Origin of the sequence: Gilliamella sp. CG25 (assembly GCF_046635705.1) — a bacterium.
Taxonomy (GTDB): Bacteria; Pseudomonadota; Gammaproteobacteria; order Enterobacterales; family Orbaceae; genus Gilliamella; species Gilliamella apicola_I.
Genome location: NZ_JBIDFJ010000009.1, coordinates 19,882 through 35,815, shown reverse-complemented (window position 1 = coordinate 35,815; position 15,934 = coordinate 19,882). Strand labels below are relative to the sequence as shown.

General features: G+C 34.7%; 15 protein-coding genes. 5 read left to right on the top strand and 10 right to left on the bottom strand.

Going from position 1 to position 15,934, the window contains the following annotated elements; all coding sequences use genetic code 11:
- Window positions 1-3: 3 nt before the first annotated feature.
- The 3 genes from uvrB to ACGH6P_RS08120 form a co-directional block, all read right to left on the bottom strand.
- Window positions 4-2,007, bottom strand: coding sequence for an excinuclease ABC subunit UvrB (gene uvrB / locus ACGH6P_RS08130; protein WP_220216767.1), 2,004 nt, complete (start codon window positions 2,005-2,007; stop codon window positions 4-6).
- A gap of 395 nt (window positions 2,008-2,402) precedes the next feature.
- Window positions 2,403-3,875 carry a molybdate ABC transporter ATP-binding protein ModF gene (gene modF / locus ACGH6P_RS08125; protein WP_411597221.1) on the bottom strand — a complete coding sequence of 491 codons (1,473 nt, stop codon included), beginning with the start codon at window positions 3,873-3,875 and terminating at the stop codon, window positions 2,403-2,405.
- A gap of 10 nt (window positions 3,876-3,885) precedes the next feature.
- Window positions 3,886-4,674: a TOBE domain-containing protein gene (locus ACGH6P_RS08120; RefSeq protein ID WP_411597220.1), complete on the bottom strand. Its 789-nt coding sequence runs from the start codon at window positions 4,672-4,674 to the stop codon at window positions 3,886-3,888.
- Between the two features lie 324 nt (window positions 4,675-4,998).
- Between ACGH6P_RS08120 and modA the strand changes: the two genes are divergently transcribed.
- From modA to modC, 3 genes are read left to right on the top strand one after another with little or no spacing between them, the layout of a single operon-like run.
- Entirely contained in the window at window positions 4,999-5,763 is a 765-nt protein-coding gene (gene modA / locus ACGH6P_RS08115; protein ID WP_267351311.1) for a molybdate ABC transporter substrate-binding protein, read from the top strand.
- 12 nt (window positions 5,764-5,775) lie between these two features.
- The gene (gene modB / locus ACGH6P_RS08110) at window positions 5,776-6,465 is read left to right on the top strand and encodes a molybdate ABC transporter permease subunit (RefSeq protein ID WP_411597219.1); all 690 of its coding nucleotides are present in this window, start codon (window positions 5,776-5,778) and stop codon (window positions 6,463-6,465) included.
- Window positions 6,466-6,468: 3 nt separating this feature from the next.
- Entirely contained in the window at window positions 6,469-7,152 is a 684-nt protein-coding gene (modC, locus tag ACGH6P_RS08105; RefSeq protein WP_411597218.1) for a molybdenum ABC transporter ATP-binding protein, read from the top strand.
- Here the strand turns inward: modC and ACGH6P_RS08100 are convergent.
- The 4 genes from ACGH6P_RS08100 to ACGH6P_RS08085 form a co-directional block, all read right to left on the bottom strand.
- The gene (locus ACGH6P_RS08100) at window positions 7,131-7,883 is read right to left on the bottom strand and encodes a UDP-2,3-diacylglucosamine diphosphatase (protein WP_411597217.1); all 753 of its coding nucleotides are present in this window, start codon (window positions 7,881-7,883) and stop codon (window positions 7,131-7,133) included. The genes modC and ACGH6P_RS08100 overlap by 22 nt on opposite strands.
- The gene (gene ppiB / locus ACGH6P_RS08095; protein ID WP_267361177.1) at window positions 7,876-8,367 is read right to left on the bottom strand and encodes a peptidylprolyl isomerase B; all 492 of its coding nucleotides are present in this window, start codon (window positions 8,365-8,367) and stop codon (window positions 7,876-7,878) included. Before ppiB ends, ACGH6P_RS08100 begins: the two co-directional genes overlap by 8 nt.
- Before the next feature lie 75 nt (window positions 8,368-8,442).
- A complete protein-coding gene (gene folD / locus ACGH6P_RS08090) occupies window positions 8,443-9,294 on the bottom strand; it encodes a bifunctional methylenetetrahydrofolate dehydrogenase/methenyltetrahydrofolate cyclohydrolase FolD (RefSeq protein ID WP_411597216.1) in 852 nt (283 codons plus the stop codon).
- Window positions 9,295-9,363: 69 nt separating this feature from the next.
- A complete protein-coding gene (locus ACGH6P_RS08085) occupies window positions 9,364-10,053 on the bottom strand; it encodes a DUF2884 family protein (protein ID WP_267361175.1) in 690 nt (229 codons plus the stop codon).
- 379 nt (window positions 10,054-10,432) lie between these two features.
- On the opposite strand from ACGH6P_RS08085, the gene ACGH6P_RS08080 reads away from it, so the two are divergent.
- Window positions 10,433-10,699, top strand: a complete 267-nt coding sequence (locus tag ACGH6P_RS08080) for a GrxA family glutaredoxin (RefSeq protein WP_220216757.1) — start codon at window positions 10,433-10,435, stop codon at window positions 10,697-10,699.
- Between the two features lie 60 nt (window positions 10,700-10,759).
- On the opposite strand, the gene tsaB is transcribed toward ACGH6P_RS08080, so the two are convergent.
- From tsaB to rfaD, 3 genes are all read right to left on the bottom strand, one after another.
- Window positions 10,760-11,443: a tRNA (adenosine(37)-N6)-threonylcarbamoyltransferase complex dimerization subunit type 1 TsaB gene (gene tsaB / locus ACGH6P_RS08075; protein ID WP_267351297.1), complete on the bottom strand. Its 684-nt coding sequence runs from the start codon at window positions 11,441-11,443 to the stop codon at window positions 10,760-10,762.
- 30 nt (window positions 11,444-11,473) lie between these two features.
- Window positions 11,474-13,378 (bottom strand): ATP-dependent DNA helicase, encoded by a 1,905-nt coding sequence (locus ACGH6P_RS08070; protein ID WP_267351295.1) that lies wholly within the window; start codon window positions 13,376-13,378, stop codon window positions 11,474-11,476.
- Between the two features lie 318 nt (window positions 13,379-13,696).
- Window positions 13,697-14,623, bottom strand: a complete 927-nt coding sequence (gene rfaD, locus ACGH6P_RS08065; RefSeq protein ID WP_267351293.1) for an ADP-glyceromanno-heptose 6-epimerase — start codon at window positions 14,621-14,623, stop codon at window positions 13,697-13,699.
- Window positions 14,624-14,907: 284 nt separating this feature from the next.
- Here rfaD and ACGH6P_RS08060 point away from each other — a divergent pair, with 284 nt between their 5' ends.
- Entirely contained in the window at window positions 14,908-15,915 is a 1,008-nt protein-coding gene (locus ACGH6P_RS08060; protein ID WP_411597215.1) for a glycosyltransferase family 9 protein, read from the top strand.
- Window positions 15,916-15,934: the final 19 nt, after the last annotated feature.

Below are 15,934 nucleotides of genomic sequence, written 5' to 3'. Positions count from 1 at the left end.
TAATTAAGAAACCTTAATAAAATCTGCACGTAATTTTTTTATTTCATCACGCAACACACCTGCTTTTTCAAATTCAAGATTTTGTGCTGCTTCATACATCATTGCTTCTAGCTCTTTCACTCTGGCTTGAACCTCTTTGACAGAGACATAATGATACGGTTTACCTGGTTCAAAAGCTTGGACTTTCGCCGTTGATTTTTTAGTGCTTAATCCTGCTTCTAAAATATCTTTAATCTCTTTACGTACTGATTTTGGTGTAATGCCATGTGCAGTATTAAAATCTTCCTGTTTTTTTCGACGTCGAGCGGTTTCATCAATGGTTTTTTGCATTGCTGGCGTAATTTTATCAGCATACAAAATCGCTTTACCATTTACATTACGCGCGGCACGTCCTACTGTCTGAATTAAAGAACTTTCAGAACGTAAAAAGCCCTCTCGGTCAGCATCTAAAATCGCAATAAGCGAGACTTCAGGAATATCTAATCCCTCACGTAATAAGTTAATTCCAACAAGCACATCTACCTTGCCTAACCGTAAATCCCGAATAATCTCCATGCGTTCAACCGTATTAATATCAGAATGCAAATACTTCACTTTCACATTATGCTCCGATAAATAATCGGTTAGATTTTCTGCCATTTTTTTGGTTAAGGTGGTAACTAATACCCGCTCTTCATTTTGCATGCGGATTTTAATTTCCGAAAGCAAGTCATCAACTTGCGTTGCCACCGGTCTTATTTCAATAATAGGATCTAGCAAGCCTGTTGGTCTAACCACTTGTTCGATGATTTCGCCACCCGATTTTTCGATTTCATATTTTGCCGGTGTTGCCGATACATAAATTGTTTGCGGCATAATATTTTCAAATTCAGAAAATTTCAATGGACGGTTGTCCAACGCTGACGGCAAACGAAAACCATATTCAACCAAATTAAGTTTACGTGAACGGTCGCCATTATACATTGCACCTAGTTGGGGAATAGCAACATGGGATTCATCAATAAACAATAATCCGTCAGCCGGTAGATAATCAAATAACGTTGCCGGCGGATCGCCCGGTTTGCGCTGTGATAAAAACCGTGAATAGTTTTCGATACCCGAGCAGTAGCCTAATTCGGTCATCATCTCAATATCAAATAACGTACGTTGCGTTAAACGTTGTTCTTCTAACAGTCGTTGATTATCAAGTAGTACTTTCTGACGCTCTTTAAGTTCGAGCTTAATTTGAGCAATCGCATTTTCCATAATGTTTCTTGGTGTAACATAGTGGGTTTTTGGATAGATAGTTATACGTGATACCTCATTAACGCTATTACCTGTCAATGGGTCGAATAATGTAATTCGATCGACTTCATCATCAAATAGTTCTACCCTTACCGCAAGTTCATCCGAATCAGCCGGAAAAATATCGATGACATCACCACGAACTCGGAAAGTACCACGACTAAATCCAAGGTCATTACGCGTATATTGTAATTCAGCCAAACGGGTTAATATCGAGCGCTGATCGGTAATCGTACCTTTAGTTAAATGCAAAATCATTGACATGTAAGTTTCTGGCGCACCTAAGCCATAAATCGCTGATACCGAAGCGACTATGACGACATCACGACGTTCCAATAAAGATTTTGTTGCCGAAAGTCGCATTTGTTCGATATGTTCATTAATCGATGCATCTTTTTCAATAAATGTATCGGTTGAAGGTACATAAGATTCTGGCTGGTAATAATCATAGTAAGAAACAAAGTACTCAACAGCATTTTCAGGAAAAAAAGCTTTCATCTCGCCATATAACTGTGCAGCAAGTGTTTTATTTGGCGCTAAAATAATCGTTGGGCGATTATGTTTAGCAATGACATTTGCCATCGTAAACGTTTTACCTGAGCCAGTCACGCCTAATAATGTTTGATGTGCTATTCCGTCATCAAGATTTTGATTAATCCTTTTAATCGCTTCTGGCTGGTCGCCGGCAGGTTTAAAATCGGAACACAATTTGAATTTTTTCATTACGTCGTAACCTAAAATTTTACCTATTAATAAAAATTATCCCCAAAAGGGCTTGACCTTTTAAAATGTTATATTTTTTGTTCAGTTAACATAAATTCAATTAATCGCCGCTTACTAATGACAACTTGATTTATGATAACTTATTGATATTATTAATTTCATTCCATTACGCTTACAATCTAAACAGTTCAATACAAAACCTTATAGAAACTGAGTTTTTTACTGTTTTGAATAAACTACTCACAGAGTTACCCACAGGGTTGGGGGATAACTCCATAAGTATAGTCTTTTTAAAATTTTTTCAAATTTCAACAAAAAATTTAGGGATTAAATCGCCTTTATTTAATTGTTTTTTTCTATTTTTAAATAGTTTTTAATAGCAAAAAACTAACAAACTAATTAATCTCTTCAATCTTATATTGATAGTTAACATCAGTTGTAGGTACAAAAGTTAATCGATGAGTGATGCATTTAGGGGCATCTTCAGCATGATGAGACACAAATAACAATTGTGTATGCCCATCAACAATTAAGCAATCTATCCAACGTTTGACTAATTCTCGATTTAAATAATCTAATCCTTGTAAGGGTTCATCCAATATTAATAATGTAGGATGTTTAACCAATGCTCTGGCAATCAAAACTAAGCGCTGTTGCCCCCAAGAAAGCGATTGAAACGGTTTATTAGCCTGAGAATATAAACCAAGTAGTTGTAGCCATTTATCCGCTAGCTTATTTTGTTTATCACTCGCTGTTCGATAAACCCCAACAGAATCAAAATAACCGGACAAAAGGACATTTTTAACGCTGGTACTCACTCGATAGTCTAAATGGAAGCTACTGCTGACATAGCCTATATGACGTTTTATGTCCCAAATGGTTTCACCAGAGCCACGTTTACGCCCAAAAAGTGTCAAATCATTGCTGTAACCTTGAGGATGATCGCCTGTGATTAAACTTAATAGTGTCGATTTACCGGCACCATTAGGCCCGATAATTTGCCAATTTTGATGCGCTTTAACCTGCCAAGTTAATCCATTAATCACCGCTTTATCGTCATAATAAACATAGCCGTTATTTAAAATGATACGATCTAAGTGATCGGCAAGTTCAATAGGTGATTCATCTGCTTCTGGTAATGACATATCAGGCAGATTTTCCAAATTAACCAGCTGCTGGATTATTTCATCCTTTAATATTGTATCTTTTTTACCCATTTTCAAGAGTTGACAATCGGCTAATAGTCCAATATTTTCAATGAATGGGGGAATATCATTAAATCGATTTAAAACCAATATGATAGTAATTCCTTGTTTGACCAACCCCTCAAGGATTTGAGATAAGTTTTCACGTGATTGCACATCTAATCCGTCAAAGGGTTCATCTAAAATCAATAAATCGGGTTTTACCATTAACGTTCGACAAATCAATGCTTTGCGGGTTTCACCAGTTGACAGATATTTAAATCGACGGCTTAAAAGTTCGCTAATACCAAATTGTTGCGCTAATTGCTGACACAAAGATTCATTTGCATGGGCTTGTTGAATAATTTGCGAAGTCGTTAATCCAGTATCGTGCTCACCTTCACTTAACATATCTGTATTATTTCGCTTCCATTCGTCATCAATCAATTTTTGCAGTTGCTCAAACGAGATATGGGCAATGGATTTAAATTGGTTAACAATTATACCAGATAATAGGGGTAACTCTCCAGCGATAGCTTTCACAAAAACCGATTTACCGCTGCCGTTACGACCAATACACGCTAAACTACTGCCTGAGTTGAGCGTCAAAGATTCAATATCAAATACACGATAATCACTAATCTTATAAACCGCATTTTCAATTCGTAACATGGATACCTCCATTTATTCAATATTATATTAAGGTAGCGATAATAATGTGCTGTGGATCAATAGACAGCATAATCTTCTTGTCTTTAGTTATTGCCAATTTTTCTATTTCTTGGGTTAATTTGGTCGCATAAATGGCAAGCCCAGAGGGCAATAATAATTGAATTTCACTCCAATGTTTATCGCTTTTAATTTGCACCACTTTTGCCGATAAACAGTTTTCATGAAGATGATTAAATTCAATGGCAGGGGCTTTAATGAGTAACATAACAGTTTTATTTGGACTCAATTTTAATCGTTGCACGCTTGATTGGGTAATATTAACTTTCAATTCAGTTTGATTATCGCTTAATAGAACGGTGATATAGCCAGCGACCTCATTGATCTCTAATTGCTTAATACTACCATATAACTGATTACGTGCACTGGTTTGCAAAGATAACTTTGCTGTCGTTTTTAAAATATCATCGAGTGGAACTTTATCATCACTCAATATATTAAAAGCATTTTGCTGTAATTGCGTTAGCAACTCATAAAGCTGAATAAATCTTACTGCATAAGGACTAAGCTTTGTTCCACCGCCCTTCTTGCCACCAATTGAGGTAATAAAAAAAGGAGTCGGGGCTAACGCATTCATTTCATTAATAGCATCCCATGCAGTTTTGTAACTCATGCCGACTTGTTTTGCAGCCTGACTTAATGAGCCTGTTTGCTCAATCGCTTTAAGTAAGGCTATTCGACGAGGATCGACAAACCGGTGTTGATTCAGATTTAATGTCAGTAAAATTTCAGGATAAAACATGATGTTAGCCATTATTGCGCTTATTTCAAAGCGACCCGTCACCAAAAGATTTCTGTTATTGTAAACGCTTTTTAGCCATCCACCAAAAAATGAATCGATCTTACTAATTGATTGATTAGCAATAAAATGACTTAGCAATTTCCCTATACCGTTAAACACGCTTTCGATTGTCGAATCAATCCTAAATATCAAAAAGTTTAATTGTACTTTATTAACGAATTTTGATAGCATCGCTATATAATATTTTATATAACGATTAGCTATCTGTTATGACAACTTTAGTTAAACCAATATGATAGGTCATATTAAAACAACCTATATCGAGCGAGGAAGAGGATGAACAAATACATAAAAACATTGTTAGCCGTAACACTGTTGACAGCAACCACTCTATTTAGCGTTTCTGTTTCAGCCATTGAGAAGATAACTGTTTTTGCTGCGGCTTCACTGACGAACGTTATGCAAGATATTGCAAATGAATATCAAACCGATCATAAAAATGTTGAGATTGTGTTTTCATTTGCCTCATCATCCGTGTTAGCCAAACAGATTGAACAAGGTGCACCGGCTGATATTTTTATGTCTGCCGATCAGAAATGGATGACTTACTTGATTGATCATCATCTTGTTAACCATAAAGATAACTTACTCAAAAATGCTTTAGTACTTATTGCACCAAAACAGTCTTCGATTGATAAAGTTGAGATTAATTCTACAACGAATTGGAATGCTATTTTGCCTAAAAATGAAAAACTGGCTATTGGCGATCCCGATCATGTGCCAGCAGGACTTTATGCTAAAGAGTCATTAACAAATTTAGGGGTATATGATCAATTATCCCCTCAGTTTGCACCGGCAAGTAATGTTCGTGATGCTTTAATGTTAGTTGAACGCAACGAAGCCGTACTTGGGATTGTCTACAGCACAGATGCTAAAGTAAGTAATAAAGTGAAAATAGTAGGGACGTTTCCTGCCAATACATTTACCTCGATTGAGTACCCGATCGCTTTATTGAAACCTGAAGCACAAAATTTCTATCAATATTTGCAATCACCCAATGCTAAAATAATTTTTGAAAAATATGGATTTATCACGCAATAACACATTATCACTATGCTACTGACAGACTTTGAATGGCAAACCTTATTGCTAAGTTTAAAAATTGCAGGCGTAGCCATTGCTTGCAGTTTACCCATCGGTATTTTCACCGCATGGATTTTGGCTCGATGCCAATTTTGGGGAAAATCTTGTTTGGATAGTTTTGTTCATCTTCCTTTAGTTTTGCCACCTGTAGTGTTGGGATATTTGCTACTGTTGACCATGGGCAAACAGGGAATAATCGGTAAATGGCTTTATCGTTATTTAGATATTAGTTTTAGTTTTAATTGGCAAGGGGCCGCGTTAGCTTCAGCCGTGGTTGCTTTTCCCTTAATGGTACGTTCAATTCGCTTGGCGATAGAATCGATTGACTACCGCCTTGAACAAGTTGCTCGCACGTTAGGTGCAAAACCGTTACGAGTGTTTATAACCATAACATTACCATTAGCCTTTCCTGGTATTTTAATGGGCATAATTCTTGGTTTTGCTCGCTGTTTAGGTGAATTTGGTGCAACGATTACCTTTGTTTCAAATATACAGGGTGAAACCCGTACATTGCCTTTAGCCATGTATACTTTATTGCAAATACCAAATGGTGAATTCGCCGCTTTTCGACTTTGCATTATCTCCATTATCTTATCGCTAGTGGCGTTATTCTTATCTGAAATATCAAACCGCTGGCATAAAAAAAAGATAGCAGGCTGATAAATGATGTTAAATCTTGATGTAAAAAAACAACTTTCCCGTTTTTTATTTGAATTTAAACTTCAAATTCCTTGTCAAGGTGTGACTGCCGTATTAGGGGTATCGGGTGCGGGTAAATCGACACTGATTAATTTGATTAATGGTTTAATTAAACCTGACCATGGTTTTATCCAACTTAATGGCACAACCTTATATGATGAAGAACAAAAAATTTTTGTTTTGCCTGAAAAAAGAGATATTGGCACCGTATTTCAAGATCCTTTGCTCTTTCCCCACTACCGGGTCATAAAAAACTTAACCTATGGTGCAAAAAAAATCACAATGTCACGATTTGATGAAATCGTCGATGTACTCAATATTCGCCCTTTATTATTACGCTATCCAGCCATGTTGTCAGGCGGTGAAAAGCAACGAGTCGCTATTGGTCGAGCACTATTAACTCATCCTAAACTATTATTAATGGATGAGCCTTTATCAGCGTTAGATATGCCGCGTAAAAAAGAGATGTTAAGCTACATCGAAAAATTGGTTAATGAACTAAACATCCCAATAATTTATGTCACTCATAACATAAACGAAGTCAAACGTATCGCTCACGATGTGGTCATTTTGGAACAAGGAAAATTATTAGATTATGGAAAAACCGATTCTATTTTGCAAAGCGCTTATTTACAAGAGTGGTTATAAAGAGTTAATTGAGCACTATCTTTTTCTTGTTTAATATACGAAATACCATCATGCCATGCACCCAGTACAAGCCTTTTTACAGGTTTATTGTCCACTAAAAAATCATGAACAGCAGGTTTATGTGTATGACCATGCACCATAATATCTGCATGATAATGTTTCATCATACTGTCAACCGTTTGCTGATTAACATCCATAATATACGCTGATTTAACTTGATTACGTTCACGACTTTGTTGTCTTAATTTTGCAGCAATTTTCAAACGGATGAATAATGGCATCATTAAGAAAAGTTTTTGCAACCATCGGTTATGCATAACTTTACGAAACTTTTGATATTGAAGATCATCTGTACAGAGCAAATCGCCATGTAAAAATAGAATTTTTCCGTTTTGATTTGGTAAGCAATTTATATCTGGTAATAAGATCATATCACAAGTTTCAGCAAATCTTTTACCTAATAAAAAATCACGATTACCATGAACAAAATATTTTTTAATATGACGTTGAGAGAGTAATTTTAATGCATCTGCAACTTGATTTTGTAATTTAGAATTAACATCATCACCCACCCAATAATCAAATAAATCACCTAAAATGTAAAGTTCACTGTATTTAGGTAATGTGTCAAGAAACGAGAAAAAGCCTGCGCTAATATTAAATGAATCAGCCACAGGCTCACTATCTGATAAATGGATATCAGCGATAAAATAACGGACAGGATTATTCAACCGTGACACTCGTAATAATCACGTCTTCGACTGGAACATCGGAATGCATACCATTACGTCCCGTTTTAACCGCTTTGATCTTATCAACGACATCAAGTCCATCAACCACTTCGGCAAAGACACAATAGCCAAAACCGTTAACATCTGCTGAACGATAATTTAAATAATCATTATCAACCACGTTGATAAAAAATTGTGCTGTAGCTGAATGCGGATCTGATGTACGTGCCATCGCCAATGTACCACGATTGTTTTTTAATCCATTTGCGGCTTCATTTTGAATCGGTGCTTTCGTCTTTTTTTGTTTCATACCCGGTTCAAAACCACCACCTTGAATCATAAAATTATTAATAACACGATGAAAAATAGTGTTATTATAAAACCCATCTTTACAATACTCGACAAAGTTTTTAACCGTTTCCGGTGCTTTATCATCAAAAGTATTAATTTTTATATCACCATATGTAGTGTGAAATACGATCATAAATGTTCCTTATTTTCATTTTTATTTAATGTAAATCTAACAAATAAACCTTAAATGAGTTTCGATTAATTGAACTCAATTACTTAATTTTTCACAAGCTTGAAGTGTATTGCTCATTAACATAGCGACCGTCATTGGCCCTACACCACCGGGAACAGGTGTTATCCAACCCGCGCGTTTTACGGCAGTATCAAATTCTACATCGCCAACAAGCTTACCGTCAGGTAAACGATTAATACCGACATCAATAACAATAGCGCCGGGTTTAATCCATTCGCCTTTCACATAATTGGCAATTCCGACCCCAGCGATAACAATATCAGCATTATTAACATGCTTTGCTAAATCGACCGTTCTACTATGTGTAATTGTCGTTGTGCAACCCAATAAAAGCAGTTCTAACGCCATGGGACGACCAACAATACTTGAAGCACCAACCACAGTGGCATTTAATCCAGATAAATTGATACCGGTCGATTCAAGCATTTTAACCACACCATAGGGTGTACATGGACGTAAAAGTGGATCACGCTGTAACAAATGACCAATATTATACGGATGAAAACCATCAACATCTTTATTCGGATCGATTCGTTCAAGCACTTTAGTTTTATCAATATTTTCAGGGAGAGGAAGTTGCACCAAAATACCATGCACATCAGATCGCTGATTTAATTCATCTATCAATGCTAATAATGCTTCAGTTGTTGATGTGGGAAAATCATAAGCAAATGAAGCAAAACCAACATCATCACAAGCTTTTTGCTTATTGTTTACGTATATTTTTGATGCAGGATCTGAACCGACTTGAATAACAGCAAGCCCAGGAATAGATAACCCATTTTCAACCCGAACTTTTACCTTATTAGCAATTTCGTTTCGTATTTGTTGTGCTAACGCTTTACCATTAATTATATGTGCAGTCATGAGCTTCTATACTTACTTATTTTAAACACTAAAGTCTTTATTTTCGCAAAAGTTGTTATTAATGTCTATTCACTTATCGTTTGCTTGACTAAGTTCAGATAATATCTGTTTATATTGTGTATCAACATTTGTAATTACCGAACAAATTTTACTATCAAAAGCTTTTAATTTTGGTTTTTGAGTTTTCCACTCATTTTTCGATATTTGTTTAATTCCCCCATAATTTTTGAACAGGCGAAAATGCAAAATACTATTACCGACAATATTATAAAAAATTCGTTGCCCAATCTGTTCACCATCTTTTTTTAAATTATTAAAATTTTTATAATAAAAATGGGTTTCATTATTTTCAGTGATAATCGATTGGTGTAATAAGTTTACTAATCGTTTATATAATTTTTTGAGTTGTTCATGTAATCCGCTATCATCATCCAATTTTGTAATAATGGCTTTTTTGAAGGTTGTATTAACTTCATCTAACAAGTTCAATGCTTGTTGTTCTAATTCTGGAAGTTGTTGACGTAAAGCACGCTGAAATTTTAATGCATTTTGCTTCAATTGAGGAGAAGGCGAAACCGACTGATTATTGAAAATAATCTTTCCTGTTGGTGAAATCAATAAATCATTTTTATCATTAAAAATATGGACATTCTGTTTACTTATTACAATGTCATAGCTGGGTTTTACTGCACATTCTTGGTTAGCAGCAAAAACAGTGAATGAATTAAACAATAATAAAAACAATAGTTTTTTTAACATATCAACTTTTATATATTAAGATTAGTTAAATTATAACCAGACTTTAAATAAAAAACATAACAAAATTTTTATTTGCCATAATAAAATGATCAATTACATGACATAAAAAAACGCCATTAACAAAACCATATTTAGCATAATAACAACGAAACTTATCTTTATAAACAATATTAGTTTAAAACTAGGTAAACACGTTTTTTAATAATTAACCGTTGTTAGAAATAATTAATTTAAAATCAGACGTATTCATTAATTTTAACAGCTAATAATAAATTATTAATAGGTTTAAACTATAAAATTAAATATGATTTAGTGCTTTTTTTTCTAGAAAAGTTAAGTATAGTAACTATTATTAAATAACATATAACCGAGGTGACCAATGTTTACTGTAATTTTTGGACGTTCAGGCTGTCCTTATTGTGTACGGGCAAAAGAATTAGCTGAAAAACTGTCTCAAGAGCGAGATGATTTTTCTTATCGTTATGTCGATATCAATGAAGAAGGTATCACTAAAGAAGATTTATCAAAAAGTGTTGGCAAACCTGTTGAAACAGTACCTCAAATCTTTATTGATGAAAAACCGATTGGCGGTTGTACTGATTTTGAAGCTTATGCTAAAGCACACTTAGGATTATTTAAAGAGTAGTTTAAACACTTTTCCTTGATTGGTTATTAATACTATGCCACCGTTTCAGTGGCATTTTTTTTAACGCCCTGGCAACTTCTTCCAAGTAACTTCGTTACGCAAATAAGTTGGTTCGACATCTTCAACATTCACTAACTCTTGTCTTTGCCATTTTTGGTTGGCAATAACAATCAAATCTTGTGCATGAGGTAACAAAAGATCGCTGCTTTTAATATCTGTTAACATTTCAGGATAAGTTTGCCAACCGGTACCTGCGCTATAATAGCCAGCTGTACATTTTCGTTTGACTTTATCAGCGACCTTTTCAGGAGCAATCACGCATTCATCGATCATGGCTTGCCATTGCTCATTAACATATTGATATTGTCCTAAATAAACTTCGTTCATTCTGGCATCGATTGCGGCAATTACGTTTTTGGCTTGATTCAAACGTAAAGCGCCTTGGGCTAACGTCATCAATGTCGAGACACCAATCATCGGTCTGTCAATGCCTAACGCTAATCCTTGAGCAACGCCAATACCTATTCTTACACCCGTAAAACTACCAGGACCTTGTCCAAAAGCGATAGCATCAACTTGTGATAATAGGCAATCGGATTGTTTTAATATTTTATCCACCATAGGCAGTATCTGCTTGGTATGATCTCGAGCAGAAACAAGAAAATCATGCGTGATTTCATTTTGATATAATAGCGCAACTGAACACGCTTCAGTTGAGGTATCAATGGCTAAAATAGTACTCATTTTTTTTCCAAAATAGTCCGTTTTTAAAAGCTAGTGTTTGGCAAGCAAAAAATCAATAACTTTGTTCAGATCACGTGTTCGTGGCGACGGTGGCAAGCTATTAAGAAATATTGCGCCATAAGGTCTCATGACTAAACGATTATCACAAATAATGATTGCCCCTCGATCATCATGATGACGAATCAATCGCCCTACCCCTTGTTTTAGCGTGATCACCGCTTCGGGTAATTGCACATCATTAAAAGCATCGCCACCTTGTAATTGGCAATCTTCCATGCGAGCTTTAATCAAGGGATCATCCGGTGATGTAAAAGGTAATTTATCTATAATAACACAAGAAAGCGTATCCCCTCTAACATCAATTCCTTCCCAAAAACTACTGGTTGCAATCAATAGCGCATTGCCACTATTAATAAATTGTTCTAGAAGTTTAACTTTACTGGTTTCACCTTGAACTAATACTGGTAACGCTGTCAGTTCCCGAAACTGCTTGGCTAACGCATTCATCATCGCATAGGATGTACACAGAAAAAAACATCGCCCATTATTCGCCTCAATCACTGGTAACAGTAGCTCTACCAATTTTTCTGCAATGCCATGTTCATTGGGTGAAGGCATATAACGAGGAACGCACATTATCGTTTGGTGCAAATAATCAAACGGACTTTCTAATATTAACGAATCCGCATTTGTTAACCCTAAACGCTGGGTAAAATAGTCAAGTTGATTATTTACAGACAAGGTTGCTGACGTAAATATCCAGCTCCCTTTGCGTTCTGTTAGTAATTCCGTAAATTTATCCGAGACAGATAATGGCGTTAAAGCAAAGACAAAATGATGATGAGTGCTTTCATACCAATAACTAAAACCAGTCACATGGGTTTCAGTTAATCTATTAAGCAACGTTTTATATTGATTAACACGCTCAAAACAATTATCTAAAGTTGATGATCGTCCGACCGCTAATAATAAAACCTCATGACAAAAATTCAACGTATCAAAAAGGTAAGCTATCTCTTTTTTGACTGGTTCTTGATTGAATAAAAACCGCAGATTTCCTTTAGGTGCTTGTTGATTAATCACAAGACGTAAATCTTGCGTACATTTTTGCAATTTATCGGCACACTGCTGCAACTGCGACATATCTTTAACTTCAGTTCGATAGGTAAGATTAATCTCTTTAGCTAAATCAAAAAGCTGTCGACTGGTTAGTTGTTGCCCAAAATAGTGACAAGCAAGATCGGGTAATTGATGTGCTTCATCAAAGATCATTACCTCCGCTTTAGGGATTAACTCCCCAAAACCGGTATCTTTCACAACAACATCGGCTAAAAATAGATGATGATTCACAACGACAATATCAGCGTTCATGGCTCTTTTACGCGCTTTAACCACATAACAATCGTTGTAATGTTCACAATCACTACCTAAACAACTATCATTAGTGCTGGTTAATATAGGCCATATCGCATTGTCTTCTGTTACCGTCGTACATTTACTAATATCACCATCTTTAGTTTTGATTGACCAATTTTTAACGCGAGCTAAATCAACCCGTAATCCTTTATCAAGGTCACCGGCTGCCGCGTATTGATGATATAATCGTTCCAAGCAAAGATAATTTGCTCGTCCTTTCAATAACGAAATTTTACCGGTGTAGTCTAATGCTTTTTTGATAATGGGCAGGTCTTTACTAAATAACTGCTCTTGAAGATTTTTCGAACCGGTTGAGATGATAACTTTTTTATCGCTCCGTAGCGCAGGAACTAAATAAGCAAATGTTTTTCCGGTACCCGTTCCCGCCTCAACAACCAATGATTTTTGTTTTTTAATTGATTCAGAAACTTTACTTGCCATATGTCGTTGTGGCTCTCTTGCCACAAAGCCTTGAATAGTTTGAGCAAGCAAACCATTTTCAGAAAAATCATCAATCACTTAAATGCACCTAATTTAAAAAGATAATTCAGTTTATATGTAAACGCTAGAAAGTTTATTTAAGGAATAATTCAATATAAAGAAAACATAGTATTTTCATAAAAAAGGGATGAATTGATTGTATTGGAATTGAACAACCCGTAACTTAAATAACCAATATACTATACCAATTATTTACAGCCAGCACTAGATATTATTAAAAACTTGAGGAAAATTACTTAATCAACCCGCCCCTTAATGATATGACGATAAAACGGTTTATTAAGGGACGATGTTGTTAATATGATTAAAAATGCTATTGCCCAAAAAGCGTAAACTTTATTGGTTATTTAACCATTTCATGTATTCGGTCGTACCTTCGGTCACCGATTTGAACTGAATCGGACAACCTGAATTTCTAAATTTGGTTAAATCAGCTTGGGTAAAACGTTGATAACGTCCTTCTAAATGTTCCGGGAACGGTATATACTCAATTTCACCTTTTTTATGATAGTTAAGTACCGCATCAGCTACTGTTTGGAATGATTCAGCTTTACCAGTTCCACAGTTATAAATGCCTGATACTTTATTTTCCCAAAACCATAAATTAACATCAACCACATCTTCCACATAAATAAAATCACGTTTGAAAGTATCACTTCCGGCGAATAATTTAAGTTTTTCGCCTTTGTGAAGCTGTTCATTAAGATGATATGCAACGCTTGCCATACTACCTTTGTGTGTTTCACGAGGCCCATAAACATTAAAATAGCGAAAACCACATACTTGTGATTTAGCCGTTGGTAATACTTGTCTTACGTATTGATCAAATAAAAATTTTGAATACCCATATACATTCAACGGTTTTTCATAAGCTCTATCTTCGATAAAGTTGTCGCTACGACCACCATAAGTTGCAGCAGAAGAAGCATATAAAAATGGTATATCAAATTCTAAACAGTAGTGTAGTAGATCTTTAGAATATTGATAATTGTTTTCCATCATAAATTTGCCATCCCACTCAGTCGTTGAGGAACATGCACCTTGATGAAAAATGACATCGATATTTAAATTTTCGTTGGATAAAATGGCGACAATAAAATCATCTTTATCCATATAGTCAGCAATATCGAGATCAACAAGATTTGAAAATTTTGTCCCATCTTTTAAGTCATCAACAACAAGGATATCTTTAAATCCTTTTTTATTTAGACCTCTTACAATATTACTACCAATAAATCCTGCTCCACCGGTCACAACAATCATAATAATTACCTTTTTAATTAATGAATAAAGATATTATATTGTATAATATCGTTATTTTCGAGTGTTCTTATTCAATCAGATTTAAATATTCTTTATTTGTTTTTCATAATTTGAAAAACATTTTATCTTATTAATGGTTATGTTTTACTGATACAAATTTTGGTACAATAAAAAAATCAAGACAAAACAATTAGACCTAGCCGATGCTTAAAAAAATTATCAATACAATTAGCAAATTAAACAGAAAACGAAATTATTTATTCAAAAATGTAAAACTTTTTATTTTGTCCTTTAAGCTGAAACGGTCTCAATTAGATTTATCAAAAATAGATAAAGTCACCATTCAAGCATGTAAAAATGGACTTGGCGATGCTGTTATCATATCAGGACTGCCTAAAATTCTCGCCACTCACGGTTTTGAAGTGACAGTGCTGACAAAAAAATCCAATGCTTTTTTATTTGAATCTAATCCCTATGTCAGTCAAGTTATTTGTCTTGACAGACCATTAACCAAATCACAGATTCGTGTTTTAAAATCTTTAGAATGCGATCTATTTATTGATCCAAACAATAGAACCAGTTATTCCAATTGGATTTTTAAGATCATCAAGAAAATAAAACCTAAACATACTATTGGCTTTAACTATCCCAATTGTTACCGTGTATATGACTCAATCATCACCTATACGGATTTTAGTGCACATTTTAGTCAAAGATTTAGGTATATTTTAAATAGAATTAATATACAAACAAGCGAAAATGATTACAAATATGATCTTCATTATTCCGATGAATATGATTTACAAGTTGAAGGTCTTTTATCTAATTATCCATCTAAAAAGATCTGTATTTTTAATCCTTATGCATCCTCAGATCGCCGAAGTTTTTCAAGCAAACAGGCACAAGATATTATAGATCTTATGTCGAGTTACCCCAATATAGTAACCATTGTCGTTGGTTTGCCAGATAAAATCAGTAAATTACATCCATCACCAAATATAGTAATTAATCCACTCAATCATTTTTTTCATGCTGCGTCGTTAATTAAACATTGTGATTTTGTTATTTCGGTTGATACCTCTATTGTACATCTTGCCAATGCTTATAATAAACCTTTAATTAGTGTTTATAGTTCTGAGATTGATACTTTTGATCCCCGATATAAAAATAACGATGTGTATAAACCTAATTATGAAAATGCAATACAGATCATTGCACCCGAAAACTCAGCCCAAAATTTAGATATAATGAACTTAAAGCACTATATAGATCAGCTGACAATAAATTTTTAAATCAGATTTCACTTAAAAA